Here is a 16,626-nt window from a genome sequence, read left to right as displayed (position 1 = left end):
CAGCTTCAAAATACTCCCCCCTGGAATCAATAGCAGTAGCGCCGCCGGTATTTCAGGAGCATGACGGCGGACAGGATGATCGCCGCCAGCTCTGCGGCCGGTGTCGCCAGCCAGATCCCGGTGACGCCCAGAAGGGCCGGGAGGGCCAGCATGGCGATCACCGTAAAGACAAAGGTGCGGGAAAACGCCAGCACTGCCGAAATGAGCCCATTGGAAAGCGCGGTGAACATCCCGCTTGCAAAAATGTTGAAGCCCACAAAGAGCAGGGCCAGGGAACAGATCCGATTTCCTGCCACAGCCAGGTCATAGACAGGTGTTCCGGGCCGGGCGAAGATGGACACCAGCGGCTCTGTGACAGCCAGAGAGACGAGCACGGTGGCCGCGGCGATCACGCCGATGATTTTCAGGCTGGTGCGGACCAGCTTCCTGAGCTTCTCATGGTTCTGTTCCCCGTAATAAAAGCTGAGCATGGGGGCCACCCCGTAGGCATAACCGGCATACAGGGACCCGGCAAAGGCCAGCACATAGGAGATGATGGTGATTGCGGCAACGCCGTCCTCCCCTACATATTTGAGCATCGTCCAGTTGAACATCAGCGTGATGATGCCGTTGACCAGCGCGGTGGCCATTTCAGAGCAGCCGTTCGTGACGGCTCTCCCGAGCGTTTGGGGCCGGCAGACCGGCCTGACAAAATGGAGCAGGCTGTTCCGGTTGGAGAACACCAGCAGGCCCACGATGGCTGTGATGGAGTACCCCAGGCCGGTGGCAACCGCCGCCCCGCCGATCCCCCAGCGGAAAACGGCGATAAACAGGTAGTCCAGCACGATATTGGTCACGCCGCCGGCGACGGAGCAGAGCAGGGAAAGGGACGCCTTGCCTGCTGCGATCATATAGAGGGTGAAGTTATTCATCAGAAGAATAGGGACGGTGAACAGCAGGTAACGGCTCAGATATTCCCAGCAATAGGCGGAGACCTCCGGGGACAGGGACATGGAGCCGAAGATCTTCCCCATGAACAGATAGCCCAGCCCGCACATCACAAGGCCGGTCAGGACATTGACCAGGATCAGAAACGTAAAGTCCTGCTTTGCTTCATCGGGCTTTCCCTCTCCCATCTTTCTCATGATAGCCGCGCTGCCGCCGGTTGCGAGCATGGTGGAGATGGCCGTCACCAGCGCGATGACGGGATAGACCAGATTGAGGGCAGACAGGGCGCTGGTCCCGATCAGGTTTGAGACGAACAGCCCGTCCACCATCGTATAGAAGGACATGAATACGCTCATGGCGATGGTGGGGACTGCAAATCTAAGAATGTTTGTCAGGGTGACGGGTCTGCTGTATGCAATTTCATTCTGCACGGAAATTCCTCCTGCTTCTTGTGGTAGTTACCGGCATGGAGTATCATAATCCCTACAGTTACTGTACGGTCAAGGGGGTTTTTGAAAATGCTGCGGGAAAAACCGAAGCTGTTTACCATCGGCCAGTTTGCCGCTCTGCATGGGATCAACAAAAAGACACTCATGTGGTATGATGAGATCGGTCTGTTCAAGCCTGCGTTTATCCACGAAGAAAATGGGTACCGGCTATACAGCTATTACCAGAGTACGGAGCTGGAGGTGATCCTGCTGCTCCGGGACATGAACGTGCCCATCCGGGATATTCAGGAATTTATGAAAAACAGGTCCGCTGGGAGCATGGCGGACCTGCTTCGGGATAAAATCTCAGAACTGGACCGGACGATCCAGGGGCTGAAGGCCGTCCGGTCAAAACTGTGCAGCCGCCGCCAGGAGATGACCGAACTTTTGGACCTGGACCTCTCCGAGATCTCCCTCATTGAGCGGGAACCGCAGTATCTGGCGACGGTGCAAACATCACCGGAAAAGTCCCTGGAGGATGAGATTGAGCTGATTCTTGAGCAGACCAAGAAATATCAGCTTCCGCGTATGTACCAGACTCCCTACGGCTCCATGCTCCCGGTGGAAAACCTCCTGGCCCGGAGGTTTGAGGACTACTCCAAGCTGTTTATCGAACTGCCGGACACGCAGAACAGGATGGGACTCCACAGGTGCCCCGGCGGGGTCTATTTGCGGGCATTCTGCATTGGGAATTGGGACAGGCTGCCTGCCCGCTATGAAGCGATCCTCCGCTACGCAGAGCAGCACCATTTACAGTTCTCCGGCTATGCCTATGAGATTGGGATCAATGAACTGGTGATCGACAGAATCGAGGACTATATTACAAAAATTGAAATCCCGGTTTTGAATTTCAATTGACAACAAAAAGCCAGGGTGCAGCAATCTGAAAAGATCACCGTTCCCTGGCCTCTTCATACTCTATTCGCTGGACTATGCGTTTTAATGCCGCAATTTCATACCCGGTTTTAAACAGAATGAGGCCGCAAGCACTCTGCGGCCCATAGGGTTCAATCGTAAACCAGGATTTGATTGAGGGCTACGCTACGTCGTCAGTAACATGAAATGTAACTTTACATGCCGTCGCATCAATCTCGCAAATCATCGCATAATAAGTTCTTTCTGTGCAAATATTCCCGTCAGGAGTAAGACTGACAAGCACCAGAGCGGTTCGCTCATCATCAATGTCAACAGCTGTAACGGCATCCTGAACAATTCCTGTATTTTTTCGTAAATTCCGATCTCCACGGACCAAGGTTATAGGAAAGCAAAGGCGCTGTCTTCACAAATTCTGTTCTATCTTGCGCGTATATATGCAGCCCCTTTATCACTGCGTCTTAAAAATTATTTTATCGCAAACGCTGAACTGCCCAGCGGCGGCAATGTCCCTTACTAAAACAGAGCAACGGCAGCGGATAACCTGATCTTCCAGCTGTTCCTGGGCGTGTTCGATCGTCTCCCGCGCAGTCACCCCCTGACCCGTCAAATGACAGCAAATAGAATGGGCCACTGTTTTGACGGAATCCACATACAATATCTCAGAAACCGGCAGCCGTACCGTTTCATCGATCCCGATGGGCAGTTCGGCGGTGTCCCCGTCCGCGCTGTTTTGCTGCTCCGGCACCGCCATTTTCAAATATCGAATATACTCCACTCCCGAACCATCTCATTCTGATCCACACATTTTCAATAAACCCAAAGGGCCGCACGCCGCTGCGCAGAATATCCATGCCCTTCTCCCCATGGCCGGTAACAAAGACGATTTTCCCGCCGGGGTCCGTGTGGTAGATCTGCCGGACAAGGTCCACGCCGTTGGGGGGAATCCCTTCCCAGGTCATAATCGAGAAAATAGAGATAGCTTCCACCGCTGCGGATAAACTGGAGCGGCTCCTGACCAGCAGAGGCCAGACAGACAAGTTGGCCTCTGCTTTGCTTTGCCGGATTGCCCGTTCCAGCAGCTCGGACAGAAGCTGCAATGTGAAGGGATCGTCATCGCAAAGAACGATCGCTACCATAGGCGGAATTTTTTCTTGTCCATCTTTTCCCGCAGTATATCAGATTGAAAGGTTTTGTCCTGAATAAATGCAATTTGTCCTGAACGCATAGGACTAACTCGCATTTAAAGCCGAGGACGCACATCTGGGGCCAAAATCCAGCCTATCGCTCTTCATTCATGCTACAATGCCGCCGATAACAAGAGGGGATAAAAACCAAGGATGTCCCCATGAATCAAAAGGCAACACGAAAAATTACCCCCGCGGCTGTCAGGCTGCTGGCATTGGATGCCGTCCGGGGGGCCGTGATTGGAATGCTGATCGGGACAGGCGGGAGCAAGGTCCTGCTGGCGGCGGCGCTGCCGGAAAGGAAGCTGAACTTGTTGTATCGCCCTTTTGCAAAGGTCGGAAAAGCTGCGCTGATGCTATACAGCGTTCCATTTGTATTGGCATGGATTTTGATGCTGTTTGGACTGACACCTTCTTCCCTCACACAATTTCCCAGCGGGGATGTTGTGGTCATCCTCATCACACTGGCTGCTGGCTGGACAGGATATTTGATAAGGCCTATCTAATGTGAAGCGAGATGGTAGATATAAGAATCAGAAACAAACGCATATAGCATCTTGTTGGCATTTTTAACAATAATTTCTTGTAACCCCTTGTGAATTTATCATGAATTTTCGCCGCCTAATAAATGACACTTCTATTCCCTATTGTTTTTTTCTCTGTTCTCGATTACACTTATTTTAACTGGAGGAAGAATTCCATGAAAGTAAAGAATAGCCTGGACGAAATTTTGTATGAGCATATTGTTGAGAGCCTCATTAATGGTGATTATGAGATGGGACAAAACCTGACCTTGGACGAACTGGCTCATCGCTTCGAGGTCAGCCGAACGCCGGTGGTTCAGGCCGTTAAATTACTGGCCAATGACGGGATCCTTCAGATCATGGGTAATGGCCGCATCTATGTGCCGGAGTATGACCAGGAGCATGTGCGCCAGATGTGTGAAGTCCGTCAAATGGTAGAGGGACATGCGCTGGAGCGGTTTATGTCCGGCCTTGGGCTGTCGGCAGAAAGCGTATTAGCCCAGTTGAATCGTTACAGTGAAGAGGGTGTCCGCCTCACCGGCAGTTCTTTTTCTCCAAAAGAATTCGCCATGTTGGACCGCCGCTTTCATCGGTTGCTTGTAGAAGCGTCAGGGAACAGGATTCTGCTGGAGACGTATGACCGGGTACAGGGGCGCTTTCTAGTGTCCAACTATCTGCTTTGCCCTTTGCGGCTCCGGGACTTTAGCGGCACAGCCAGAGATCACGTTCGCCTAGTAGAGTCCATCCGTTCCGGAGATATCACGAGGGCCCAGCACTGTTTACAGCAGCATATCGAAGGTGTGCTTCGCCGGTTGTAAGGATGGGGCCATTTTTTAATTATTTATTTTTAATTAAAAATAAATAATTAAAATCAGGATGCTATTTCCAGTTTCCAGACGCCGCCTCTCCCGGCAGCAGGACACATCTGCGGTGCCGCTGGTACAGGATGAAATTTGTAGTCAATGACGAAATGGAGTGAATATGATGGAGCCTATGATCTGCGAAACATTCCTGCAATTCCGATATCTCAGCGACCTGGGTCTCTCGCCGGACGGTCGGTACACTGCCTATATCCGCCAGCAGGCGAATTTGGCCTCCAATGGCTATGACGCCCGGCTGTGGGTCTATGACCACAGTACGGGGGCGGACCGCCCCCTCAGCTCCCTGAGTCCGGTGCGGGCTTTTTCTTGGATGGATAACCGGACCATCCTCTTTTCCGGGATGCGAGGCACAGCCGGTTCCGCTTCTCAGGATACCACTACATATTACGCGCTGCCGGTGGATGGCGGCGAGGCGCAGCCCCTGTTCACCGTCCCCATGCGGGCGGGCAGGGCCCGGCGCTTAACGGACGGGCGGTTCGTTTTCACCGCCACCGTGGACATGAACCGCCCAAATCTGGACAGTCTGAGTCCCCCGGAGGAAGCTTCGGCCCTGGAGGAATACAAAAACCGCACCTATGATGTGCTGGAGGACATTCCCTTCTGGGCCAACGGCCTGGGCCTCACCAGCGGGCAGCGGTCCCAGTTGTATATCCACGACCCTGCGTCCGGCGTAACCACCCCCCTCACCGCGCCGCCCTTCAAGGTTACAGGCTTTACCGTGGAAGATGGCCGGATCCTCTATACCGGTCATCGCTTCACGGATGTCCAGACTCTGCGCCACGGTGTTTTTATCTGGGACGCGGCCAGTGGAGAGACCCGGTGCCTCCTGGAACAGGACCGGTATCTGGTGAAGCTCTTTGCCCTTTGGCGGGACCAGGCGGTTCTCTGTCTTACCGACGGGCTTGGCTATGGAAATGGGGAAAATGGCGATTTCTACACCATCCCTCTCTCCGGAGGAGAACCAGAGCTGCTCCTCCGCCACAGCCATCATTGTGTGGGCAACACCGTGGCCACCGACAGCCGCCTTGGTGCCGGAGAGACCTGGCGCGTCTGCGGAGACACGCTCTATTTCCTCTCCACCGTGGACCGGGACAGCCGGATTGAGGCTTTGGATCTGACCTCCGGCGAGGCCCGCCCCCTCACCGGGCCGGGCAGTGTGGAGTATTTGGATGCCGCGGCAGACCGGCTGGTGTACCTGGCGTTTCGGGAAAACCGGATCGGAGAGATCTACACTCTGGAGCATGGCCAGGAGATCCGTCTGACCCACGCCAACGACGGGATCTATGACCGCTGCGCCGTCTCCACGCCCCAGCCGCTGGAGGTGGATACCGGAGGTCCGCTGCCGGTCCAGGGGTGGGTACTCCCGCCGGTGGCCTACGTTCCCGGCAAAAAATACCCAGCCATTTTGACCATCCATGGCGGGCCCCGCCTGAGCTACGGCTCGGTGTTCTTTCACGAGATGCAGGTCCTGGCGGGAGCCGGATACTTCGTTCTGTTCTGCAACCCCCGGGGAAGCGAGGGCCGTGGAAATGACTTTGCCGATATCCGGGGCCGGTTCGGGACCATCGACTATCAGGATATCATGGCTTTCTTGGACGGAGCCCTGGCCCGCTGGCCGGACATCGATCCCACCCGTTTGGGCGTTGGCGGCGGGTCCTATGGCGGTTTCATGACCAACTGGATCATCGGCCACACGGACCGGTTCCAGGCAGCCTGCTCCCAGCGGTCCATCGCAAACTGGACCGGGATGGAGGGCACGGCGGACATCGGCTACTACTTCGCCAAGGGGCAAACCGGCGCTTCCCACCGGGAGGATCGGGATCTCCAGTGGCAGCAGTCCCCTCTTCGCTATGCCGATCATGTGACCACGCCCACATTGTTCCTCCACGGTGAGGAGGACTATCGCTGCTGGAAACTGGAAGCGATCCAGATGTTCACCGCTCTCCAGCTGCGGGGAGTTCCCTCCCGGCTGTGTCTTTTCCCAGGGGAAAACCACGAACTCTCCCGCTCCGGCCGGCCCCGTCAGCGGCTCCGGCGACTGGAGGAAATGCTCCGCTGGTACCAGCGGTATCTCAATAAACAGGAGGCATAATTATGGAACGCATCAAAGCAGATGACTTGTACGCATACCGATTCCTCTCCGAGGTGGCGGTCGCACCCGACGGGGCTCACGCAGCTTTTGTGTCCCGCCGGGCCAGAGATGATGGAAAAGGCTATTACGCCTGCATCCATCTGCTGGACACCACAACCGGCGCCGTTCGCCCCCTGACCGGCAACGGCGACGAGGCCGCTTTTCGCTGGCTGGATTCAAATACGCTGATTTTCCCCTCCTGCCGGACCGGGGATCAGCCTGGTAAAACCGCCTTTTACCGGCTGGACATCCGGGGAAGCGAAGCAGAACGGGCTTTCACCATTCCCCTGTCGGTAAAGCAGTTTCACCCCCTGCCCGACGGAAGATGGTTCGTCCTTACCCGGCGGCCCATGACCCCTCCGGAGGACCTGCCTGCGGACCAGCCTCAGCCCGGCCGTGACTATACGGTTTTTGACGAACTGCCCTTCTGGGCCGACGGTCTGGGGATGATTAACGGCACCCGGATGAGCGGATGGATTTTCGATCCTGCCGACGGCTCCGTAAACCAGATCACCCCTCCCACCTATGACATGGAAGGAGCGGCAGTCTCTCCGGAAGGCTCTCGGATCCTCTATTGGGGTGTGAGCTTTGAGGGAATCCGGCCCGACTACCGGCAGCTGATGCTCTACGATCTGGCCACCGGCCAAACCCGGTCACTGGTCCCCGATGGGAAATATCGGATCACCCAGGTGGGCTGGTGGGGCACGGATATCTGGTTCGAGGGCGGCGACCCGCACACCAGCGTCTCCCGAAGCCCCAAGCTCTATCTGCTGAATCCGGCCACCGGGGACTGCCGGACCTTCTGCGCCCCGGACGGCTTTTTGGGTACCTCCGCCATCGGGGATATGTCTTTGGGCGGCGGCAAGGTCTGTGCCGTCCAGGGAGACAGTCTCTATGCCGTCCGTCTCCAGCGCGACGTCACCGCCCTGCTGCGCTTCGACAAGGCGGGGAACTTTGCCCCTGTGGCCTCCTATGAGGGGATTGCCTGCTTTGATATCATTGGAGAGAACGCCTATCTGGCAGCTTTCCGGGATCACCGGCCTCAGGAGCTGTACCGCCAGCCCCTCTCCGGCGGGGAACCGGAGAGGCTCACCCAATTCCACGACGCCTTTCTGGAGACCCGCCAGATCTCACGTCCGGAGCACATCACGTTCCGCAGCCGGGACGGTCAGGAGGTGGATGGCTGGGTCATCCGCCCCTCCGGATACGAGCCGGGGAAGAAGTATCCCGGCGTATTGAACATTCACGGCGGCCCCAAGGCGGCCTACGGTTCCCAGTACTACCATGAGATGCAGCTGCTGGCCGCCGGCGGTCGGTTCGTGTTCTATACCAATCCCCACGGCAGCGACGGTCGGGGGCAGGATTACTTCGATCTGGTAGGTCGGTGGGGCACCATCGATTACCAGGATCTGATGGACTTCACCGATGAGGTGCTTCGCCGTTATCCGGACGTGGACGCGGATCGGCTGGGCGTGTGCGGCGGGTCCTATGGCGGCTACATGACCAACTGGATCATCGGCCACACCCAGCGGTTCAAGGCTGCCTGTGCCATGCGGAGCATTTCCAACTTTGTCACCTCCATCTCCACCTGTGACAAGGGGTATCTGTTCCTGCTGGAGCACATGGGCCTCAATGCCCTGGAGCGGAAAGGCGTCATCTGGGACGAGAGCCAGATCCTCTGGGACAAGTCTCCCCTGAAGTACGTCCGCAATGTCACTACTCCCACCCTGTTTATCCACTCCAACACCGACTACCGCTGCTGGATGGACGAGCCCCTGCAGATGTTCACCAGTCTGCGTCAGCAGGGTGTTCCTTCCAAGGTGGTCCTGATTCATCAGGAGGGCCACGAGCTCAACCGGTCCGGGCGGCCGGTCAACCGTCTGATCCGGCTCAACGCTCTGTGCGACTGGTTCGACCAGTATCTCTAAAAGGCTGCGCCGGGCGGCCCTTTCAACAAACAGATAGAGAAAGGATGAATGACAAGTGTTTGATATGTTGCTGTGGTTCGCAGTGGTGATGGTTCTCTTCGCTGTCGGCGACGTAGTGGCCAAGCTGACCAAAGCCCGGATCTCCTCGGTGTTCGCCACGCTGATGCTGTTCCTGGTCCTGTTCGTCGCCGGCGTATTGCCCGCCGACATCATCGAAAAGGCCGGTCTCAGCGCCGCTTCCAGCTGGAGCGTGCCAATGCTGCTCTTCGCCATGGGGTCCATGATTAACCTGCGCCAGTTCATGGATGAGTGGCGGACTGTGGTCACTTGCTGGTTCGGTATGCTGGCGGTAATCATCGGCGTCTCACTGACCATCCCTATCATCGGCAAGGAGATGGCCCTCAGCGCCATCCCGGTAGTCAACGGCGCTCTGCCCGCAACGCAGATCATGACGGAGGCTGCCACCAAGGCTGGCTATCCTCTGGCCGCCGCGCTGGCTGCCATTACCTTCGCCGTGCAGAAGTTCGTGGGTACGCCCTTTGCCTCCAGCGCCAGTCTCCGCTATGCCCAGGGCCTGATCGGCGAATACCGGAAGGCCAAATCCAGCGGCACCCTGGACGAGTTTATGGCCGCCGCGGGCAAATCCGAGAATCGGAACAGCGAGGCAAAGACAGCGTCCAAGAGGATAACATTGGCCGAGAAATTTGACGGCTTTTATTCCAGCAATGTGTGCATTTTGCTGGCAGTAGTCGGCGGCCTGCTCTCTGTATGGCTGGGTGAGCTGACCCACATCAACTACGCCATCCTGGGGCTGGTGCTGGGCGTGATCTTCACCCAGCTGGGTGTGGTGCCCAAGAACCTCCTCCAGAAAGCCCAAGCCAGCGGTTTTATCAACATGGTGGTGTTCGCTGCCATCATTCCCGCCCTGGCCAACATCTCCATATCCGACCTCATCGACCTGATCCTCCCGCTGGTGGTTGTGTTCGCGGTGTCGGTACTTTCCATCTTTGTTATGATGAAAGTCCTGCCGGTGTGGAAGATTCTGGGGGATAAGTCCATGGCCTTCGGCGTAGGCTTCTGCCAGATGCTGGGGTTCCCCTCCACTTACCTAATCTCTGTGGAGGTATGCAATGCTGTGGCGGAGGATGAGGATGAAAAGGCCTTTCTGATGAGCCGGGTCATGCCTCGCCTGGTAGTGGGCGGTATGGCCGCAATGGTCTCTATTTTGGTGGCCGGTGTGATGGCCGGTATGCTGTAAATTGCAGCCGATCAGATCCTAAAAACTCGGATTCCCTTTAAGATGTTTTCGGGTGAGGACATGGCGGATCACTTCTAAACTCGAAAAGCGACTCATTCCCGCTTGATTGAAGTCCTCAAAATTCGTGACACCTCCCTGAAATTTGTTATAGCAATATAAGCGTCAAACAGGAAACCGCCAAGCATCAAAAGAGGCTTGACGGTTTCTTGTTTGCTGCTCACTCTAAAGGGCTGGAAAGCCAAAAACTTCTAAAGCCCCGCCCGGCAGAGCCGAAAAGCAAATCACAGCAGAAATCTTTTAAGAGAATAAACAGAAGATCTGCCAGCGTGCCGGTCAGGAGACGTTCCAATCGGCTCTTGCGAAATGCAGTCTGTTTTATGGGGGAGATGACACCTTCTCGACGCCATGCATTTACATAAAGGAACAGGAAAGATTGCTTCATGCAAGCTTTAGCGCAACTGCTTAAAAAACCGAAGAAGATGTCTTTGAGCCAATTCGCCGTAGTTCTCCCCCAGCTATGCACTACGGGTCAGCTTTGGTTTATTCATTGTCAGTCAAAACAAGATATCCACCATCATGCGGTTTATCAATAGAATATTCACTGTGGAGAAAGGGAACGGATCACAGCCCGTTCCCTTTCCTCACATAACGATATCGTCAAATATTAGTTTACGATTGCAGGAATCCAATCATTTGTTGCCAAAGAGCTGCCCAAAACCGCGTTCCGCTCTGTAGCGGATAAAGTTAGCGTACCATCGTCTGCAACATATACATTTGCGCCATAACGGAAATGAACTCCCATCATACCAGCCATTCCTCCAACACTGACCATGTGAATCTGCTGAAGTGCTTCTCCAATGGTCCATGTTTCCGTATTCAACTGGTACAGGTACGCATAATCCGCAAATATCACACCCTCGCTTGGCGACCAAAGCCCTATCATATAAATATCATTTGTCCCATCCTCAGTAATCAAGCCAAAACCTTGAAAGTCCTTATCAGATTCAAAACTTCCAACTTCGGAGAACCGGGCGTTTTCAATGCCATTTGATGCCAATGCACGATAGACATGGTACACAGTATTCTCGCCATCTAAATGGGCAACTATCATCACGTAATACTCAATGCCGTTTTTATCCTCATAAGAAGTAATCCCCAAAGCACCAGCCTTATGGCTTACAGCTAAGTCAAATGTCTCAACTCTTCTTAGTTCTTTTACGGCCAATGAACGCAAATCATATAAAGCTATATGCGCGGAAGCATCTTGTTCAGAGGGAACCAACAGATAATCTCCCATTACTTGAACGCCACCAGGATGTCTCCAATTCTGAAGGTATGTTTTGAACCCCCACTTGTCACTGCCCGTTTTGGGGCCGGCGACAATATGCGCATAGGGCGCAGTTCCTACACTATGCGTCAGAATAGAATATCGAGTATGATCGCAACTATCATACTGCGCATATCCCTGGATATGATTTACGGTAGGGTCATAGCTGCCGGGGAAACCTTCCAAATTGCTTTGAACGCCGTCAATCGGAAGCGCAGCAAATTTATTTTTAACATCGACAACTTTATTCGCACTATCCGCAGCAGCTTCTACCACGTGAATGGCTTCCAGAGAAATCTCATTAACCTCGTTGCCGCCTCTCAAAAACGATGCATAAACTGTTCTTCCCTCTGTCGTACTTCCAATTGCCAATACAGTGTCGGGGCCGTCACTATCTCTTGTATGCTGGCCAGAGCGTTGACCAAACCACCAATTATTTCTAAACAAGGTGCTCCCCTGAGCAATAACAACATCAGGAAATGTAACACTTAGACCCTGCGGATCATCGGCAGTATCCACAACCAAATTCAAATCACCGACAAAGGCAAAATTCAAATCATCAGCAGTCTGGTCAAATGTTGTTCTATCTCCGTTCACAGAAGGATCATTATATCCTGAGATCTTTGAATTGAACCATGATGCAACGCTTTCAGAGGCACTGCGCCCAACGCTGAATGTAAATTCCCCATTTTCAAGTGTATGCACCTGTCCAACATAGTTGCGACCATCAGGATCTTGCCCGTTTGTAATACTGAGATCCTTTATTACGAATGTTCCACTTACGATGCCAAGTCCGTCAGCTGCTGATATTGTAACGGCATTTGACCGGTAAGCCATATAAGTGGAGGTTCCTTCTGCCCCCGCAGTACTCATTAACATCACAACAGCGATAGCCAAGCAGAAAAGCCTTTTCAAAATTTTCTTCATCTCAAACACCGTCGCTCTTCAAATTGTATGAATTTGGCAATGCTCAAATAAGGAGATGTCTCAGTACTTGCGCAGATCTGTATTATTTCTGTGTGGTTTTTACCTTTGCCTTGTGATTTTTCCAGGCAAACAGCAAAATAGAACCTACAGCAATCAAGATAAAGGCACAGCTGATAGGACGGGTAAAGAAAATGTCTAGACTCCCGTCAGACAGCACCAGTGCCCGGCGGAAGTTTTTCTCAGCCAAAGGCCCCAGCACAATGCCGAGCAGAATGGGAACCAACTGAAAATCCATCCGGCGCAGGAAATACGCTACAATGCCGAAGATCAGGATGATGTAGATATCATACATCCGGTTATTGGTGGAATACGCACCCGCAATGCAAAAGGTCAATACAATAGCCGCCAAAATCTCGTAGGGAATACGGGTGATATGCGCGTAAAAACGGGTAAAGCCACTGCCCAGAATATACATAAACACATTGACCACGATCAGGCCCAGCATAATGGCATATAGAATATTGCCCTGCTCTTCGAACAGCGTGGGGCCGGGGATCATGCCGTGGATCATGAATGCACCCATCAAGATAGCGGTGGCGCCGTCCCCTGGGACCCCCAGCGTCAGCATGGGGATCATCGTTGCGCCGCAGGCGCCATTGTTGGCGGACTCGGAGGCGGCCACACCCTCGATCTCGCCGTGGCCAAAAGTCTCGGGATGGCTGGAGGACTGCTTCACCTGGTTATAAGAGATGAACGCCGCCAAACCACCGCCAGTTCCAGGGGTTGCGCCGATAATGACGCCGATCAGGGAGCCAATGCCGATTGGTTTGCGGCATCGCCGATACTCGTCCTTCGTGATTTTATCTCTGGTGATGGCTGAAGAACTGATAGTCTTGTGGTCGGTCCTTGGATCATACTGGGACTTCATCATAATCTCAGAGATAGCAAACAGTCCAATGAGGGCGATGATCAGGTCGATACCACTCATGAGCCGATTGCTTCCAAAGGTAAAGCGGGCGGTGCCGCTGATATTGTCCATGCCGATGGTAGCCATGAACAAGCCGATGCAAGCGCCGATCAGTCCCTTGAAAATACTGTTGTTAGAGACGCCCGCAATCACGGATAGTCCAAAAACTGCCAAAGCAAAATATTCGGCAGGGCCAAACAGCAGTGTGATTTTTGCGATCTGGGGAGCCAGAAACAGTAGGGCAAATGCGCTTATAAGGCCACCGATGGTTGATGCGTACAGTGCCATTTGCAGTGCCTTGAACGCTTGTCCTCTTTGGGTCATGGGATAACCGTCAAACAGCGTTGCCGCATTGGCCGAGGTACCCGGGGTGTTGATGAGAATCGCAGTGATGGAACCGCCGTAGGTACCGCCGCAGTAGATGGCCAGCAGCATTAAAATAGCCATCGTGGGATCCATGCCATAGGTCAAGGGTATACAAAGGATGAGACCTAAATCGGAGGTCAGTCCGGGGATAGCACCCACAATAATGCCGATTGCCAGCCCCACCGGAATAATCAAAAAGTTCTGCCACTGCAGCAGAACTTGCAGTCCGCCTAAAAATTGTTCCATAAGTATTCTCCTTTTCGATCAGGGCAGGGAAATATGAAGAAGCACCTTGAATACGTAGTACACGATGCCCACCATCCCCAGAGGAATCGCATAGTAGTACCACTTTCTGGCTTTATAGAACATCATGACCGCCAGTACCAGCAGGATTGTGGAGACAATATAGCCCAGATGTCCAATCAGGAAACAGTAGGCGATCAAAAGCAATGCGAACACTACGGAACGCATTTCTTTTTTAAAGGCATTGGAGCGAAAACTCTCTTTCGTCACATACAACTCCTGCTTCTCCCGGACGAAGATCCCCTCCAGCAGCAGACCGACAGAGCAGAGGAACATACCACCAATGGCGATACGGGGGAAGGTCTGTGCGTTGATTGGCGTTTTCTCCAGCGTCTGGACCTGTACGGGAATCAGGAACCACAGCACTGCGCTCAGAACCACAAAAATAGCGCCCGATATTATTTCTCTGTTATATCTGATTTTCATAATTCAATACCTCTTTTTAAAATGGGTGCCCCATATCTCGGCGATATGGGGCACCGCAGAGTGTCACTGCACCAGAGGAATATACTCGGTCATCGCCTCGGTCTGAGCTTCTACCATATCAACGATCTCGCTCTCAGTGGCCTCCCAGGCTTCCATGCCCATGCCTTTCATAAATTCCTGGAACTCGGGATCAGCATAAACCTCCGCGATGAAGTTGGTCAAAACTTCCTTCTTGCTATCATCCACAGAGGAGCGGACCGCAAAGTAGTCCATGCCGGTGAAGTCCACGTCGACTCCCTGATCCCTAAAGGAACTGATGTGGCCAATGCCTTCCACCTCCAGCCCCTCGGGAATGAAGGTTCCCAGGCAGTTCAATTCGCCGTTGATCACATAATCGCGGTAAGTCGGGGGAGAACCGATAGCCACGTCAACATGGCCGCCCACCAACGCATTGATGGCCTCCTGGCCGCCGTCGTAGGGAACAGGCTCAGCGGGGATGTCCAATAACTTGAACAGGACGGAAATCATAGTATAGCTGTCGTTGCCAGGGCCGCCTGTGGTAGCGTACTTGATTGTGTTCCCCTCTGCGGCATAGGCTTTCAGCTCGTCGATATTGGTGATGCCGCTCTTAGAGTTAGTCAGAACAACGAACTCCGTGATACGCATACCAATCAGAGGCGTAATATCATCCAGTGTGTAGTTGACATTAATGAAGCTGGGAGTCAGTGAGAACAGGGGGCCGTTGGCAACCACCATGGTATAACCGTCATCCTCCGCCTGCAATGCATCGTTCATGGCGATAGTTCCGGAACCACCGGTATGGTTTTCCACAATCACAGGCACACCCAGATACTTCTCACCATAGGAGGCAACCTGGCGGGCAATGGTATCGGGTCCGCCGCCAAGGCTCCAGGGCATAATAATAGTGATCTGCTTTTCAGGGAAAGCGCCGTCCGAAGTCGCGGGAGTTTCCTGCTGGGAATCGCCTGCGCTGTCAGGTGACGTTCCCGTGGTTTTGCCGCCGCAGGCAGCCAAACTCAGAATCATAGCGAGTGCGAGGACCAGCGACATGAGTTTTTTCATTGTTTTCTCTCCTCTTTTCATTGAATTCTAATAAACTCCGGTATAACCATCCCGGAATCCATTACAAGTTTGATAGCCTGAAAGCCTTCGGGCTGTGAGAAATAAGGCGGATACTCTCGCTCATCCGAAAACAAAAAGTGTGGTGGATGCTCCGCCGGAAAGATTGCGGCCAGCTTCTGATATACCGCCTGATTCGCGCTATGATACCGTCTATCAGATGCCGAGGTCGTAATAATATACTCCAACGGCATATTTTTCATAAAAGATTCCGAAATTGAATCTATTTGTCCATGATGTGGCAATTTGAGAACGTTTACATTTTTGAAAAAAATTTCAGGCACCTCATCCCATTCAGATGGACAGCTATCCGCCGCGCTGAGAAAAACGATGTCTCCCAGTTCGAAGCGCAACAGCATACTGGTGTGATTGGATGTAGCGTCCAACCGGATCAGGCACTCAGTCACGGCATTTGTATCCGCCTCAAGACTGTATGCCCGTTCCACGATCTCCATATATGCATCTACAACACAGCTTTTGGGTGCCAGTATCCGCATCTTCGTGTCTATTCCAAATTTCAGTACCTGTCCTGCTTTCAACACGGTAACAGGAATGCCTTTTTCCTTCGCATGAAGCAAAATCCTCCGATACGCATTCAAGGCCGCAACATATAGCGGTACACTGCGGGGAGCGTTACTGGCTGGAGTCAGTTCACAGCCTTTTAAGAAAGGCTCTACCGGGTACGGAACATAGAGATGATCTACCACTGTCTGCTGTAATACCGCCTCCAGCCCGCATACATGATCTTCATGGATATGCGAAATAATCACAGCATTCAAATGCTCAATCTGCTGTCTGGCAAGATAATCTGCTGACCGAATGCGATAAGAATCGCCTTCAAATTCTGACTCCAGGGCACTTCCTCCATCCAGCAGTGCAGTATACCCATTCTTTAACTGAAAGAGGATTGCGTCTCCGTAACCGACATTGATGACTGTAACACACATGGCATCACATCCTTCCGCACTTTGAC

The 16,626-nt window shown here is 53.4% G+C and carries 14 protein-coding genes; 6 read left to right on the top strand and 8 right to left on the bottom strand.

Translation table 11 applies throughout. From position 1 onward, the window contains the following. Positions 1-26 precede the first annotated feature (26 nt). A complete protein-coding gene (locus DN611_RS03455) occupies positions 27-1,358 on the bottom strand; it encodes an MATE family efflux transporter (RefSeq protein ID WP_119310655.1) in 1,332 nt (443 codons plus the stop codon). Positions 1,359-1,445: 87 nt separating this feature from the next. Here DN611_RS03455 and DN611_RS03450 point away from each other — a divergent pair, with 87 nt between their 5' ends. Beyond that, on the top strand, positions 1,446-2,273 hold the full coding sequence (locus tag DN611_RS03450; RefSeq protein WP_119310654.1) for a MerR family transcriptional regulator: 828 nt from the start codon (positions 1,446-1,448) through the stop codon (positions 2,271-2,273). 466 nt (positions 2,274-2,739) lie between these two features. On the opposite strand, the gene DN611_RS17230 is transcribed toward DN611_RS03450, so the two are convergent. Together DN611_RS17230 and DN611_RS16770 are read right to left on the bottom strand one after the other, a co-directional pair. Beyond that, complete coding sequence (locus DN611_RS17230) at positions 2,740-3,042, bottom strand: LytTR family transcriptional regulator DNA-binding domain-containing protein (protein ID WP_309469552.1); 303 nt, start codon at positions 3,040-3,042, stop codon at positions 2,740-2,742. After that, positions 2,975-3,427 (bottom strand): hypothetical protein, encoded by a 453-nt coding sequence (locus DN611_RS16770; protein WP_145985055.1) that lies wholly within the window; start codon positions 3,425-3,427, stop codon positions 2,975-2,977. Before DN611_RS16770 ends, DN611_RS17230 begins: the two co-directional genes overlap by 68 nt. 209 nt (positions 3,428-3,636) lie before the next feature. Between DN611_RS16770 and DN611_RS03440 the strand changes: the two genes are divergently transcribed. The 5 genes from DN611_RS03440 to DN611_RS03420 all read left to right on the top strand — a co-directional run bounded on the left by DN611_RS03440 (position 3,637) and on the right by DN611_RS03420 (position 10,197). After that, the gene (locus DN611_RS03440; protein WP_119310652.1) at positions 3,637-3,981 is read left to right on the top strand and encodes a hypothetical protein; all 345 of its coding nucleotides are present in this window, start codon (positions 3,637-3,639) and stop codon (positions 3,979-3,981) included. Between the two features lie 194 nt (positions 3,982-4,175). Then, on the top strand, positions 4,176-4,817 hold the full coding sequence (locus DN611_RS03435; protein WP_160117399.1) for a GntR family transcriptional regulator: 642 nt from the start codon (positions 4,176-4,178) through the stop codon (positions 4,815-4,817). Positions 4,818-4,980: 163 nt separating this feature from the next. Beyond that, positions 4,981-6,972 carry a prolyl oligopeptidase family serine peptidase gene (locus DN611_RS03430; protein WP_119310650.1) on the top strand — a complete coding sequence of 664 codons (1,992 nt, stop codon included), beginning with the start codon at positions 4,981-4,983 and terminating at the stop codon, positions 6,970-6,972. A 2-nt stretch (positions 6,973-6,974) separates the two neighbouring features. Next, positions 6,975-8,939 (top strand): alpha/beta hydrolase family protein, encoded by a 1,965-nt coding sequence (locus tag DN611_RS03425; protein ID WP_119310649.1) that lies wholly within the window; start codon positions 6,975-6,977, stop codon positions 8,937-8,939. Between the two features lie 55 nt (positions 8,940-8,994). Then, on the top strand, positions 8,995-10,197 hold the full coding sequence (locus tag DN611_RS03420) for a hypothetical protein (protein WP_051319936.1): 1,203 nt from the start codon (positions 8,995-8,997) through the stop codon (positions 10,195-10,197). A gap of 664 nt (positions 10,198-10,861) precedes the next feature. On the opposite strand, the gene DN611_RS16415 is transcribed toward DN611_RS03420, so the two are convergent. The 5 genes from DN611_RS16415 to DN611_RS03395 form a co-directional block, all read right to left on the bottom strand. After that, complete coding sequence (locus DN611_RS16415) at positions 10,862-12,460, bottom strand: hypothetical protein (RefSeq protein WP_155979227.1); 1,599 nt, start codon at positions 12,458-12,460, stop codon at positions 10,862-10,864. A gap of 73 nt (positions 12,461-12,533) precedes the next feature. After that, the gene (locus DN611_RS03410) at positions 12,534-14,030 is read right to left on the bottom strand and encodes a tripartite tricarboxylate transporter permease (protein ID WP_119310648.1); all 1,497 of its coding nucleotides are present in this window, start codon (positions 14,028-14,030) and stop codon (positions 12,534-12,536) included. 18 nt (positions 14,031-14,048) lie between these two features. Next, positions 14,049-14,513, bottom strand: coding sequence for a tripartite tricarboxylate transporter TctB family protein (locus tag DN611_RS03405; RefSeq protein WP_021749390.1), 465 nt, complete (start codon positions 14,511-14,513; stop codon positions 14,049-14,051). A gap of 63 nt (positions 14,514-14,576) precedes the next feature. Next, positions 14,577-15,431, bottom strand: a complete 855-nt coding sequence (locus DN611_RS03400; RefSeq protein ID WP_287826631.1) for a Bug family tripartite tricarboxylate transporter substrate binding protein — start codon at positions 15,429-15,431, stop codon at positions 14,577-14,579. Between the two features lie 182 nt (positions 15,432-15,613). Then, positions 15,614-16,600: a ComEC/Rec2 family competence protein gene (locus tag DN611_RS03395; RefSeq protein WP_119310647.1), complete on the bottom strand. Its 987-nt coding sequence runs from the start codon at positions 16,598-16,600 to the stop codon at positions 15,614-15,616. Positions 16,601-16,626 lie beyond the last annotated feature (26 nt).

The organism is Oscillibacter sp. PEA192 (assembly GCF_003574015.1).
GTDB lineage: Bacteria > Bacillota > Clostridia > Oscillospirales > Oscillospiraceae > Oscillibacter > Oscillibacter welbionis.
Note: the sequence above shows the minus strand (reverse complement) of the source record. Positions and strands in the feature narration are given on the sequence as shown.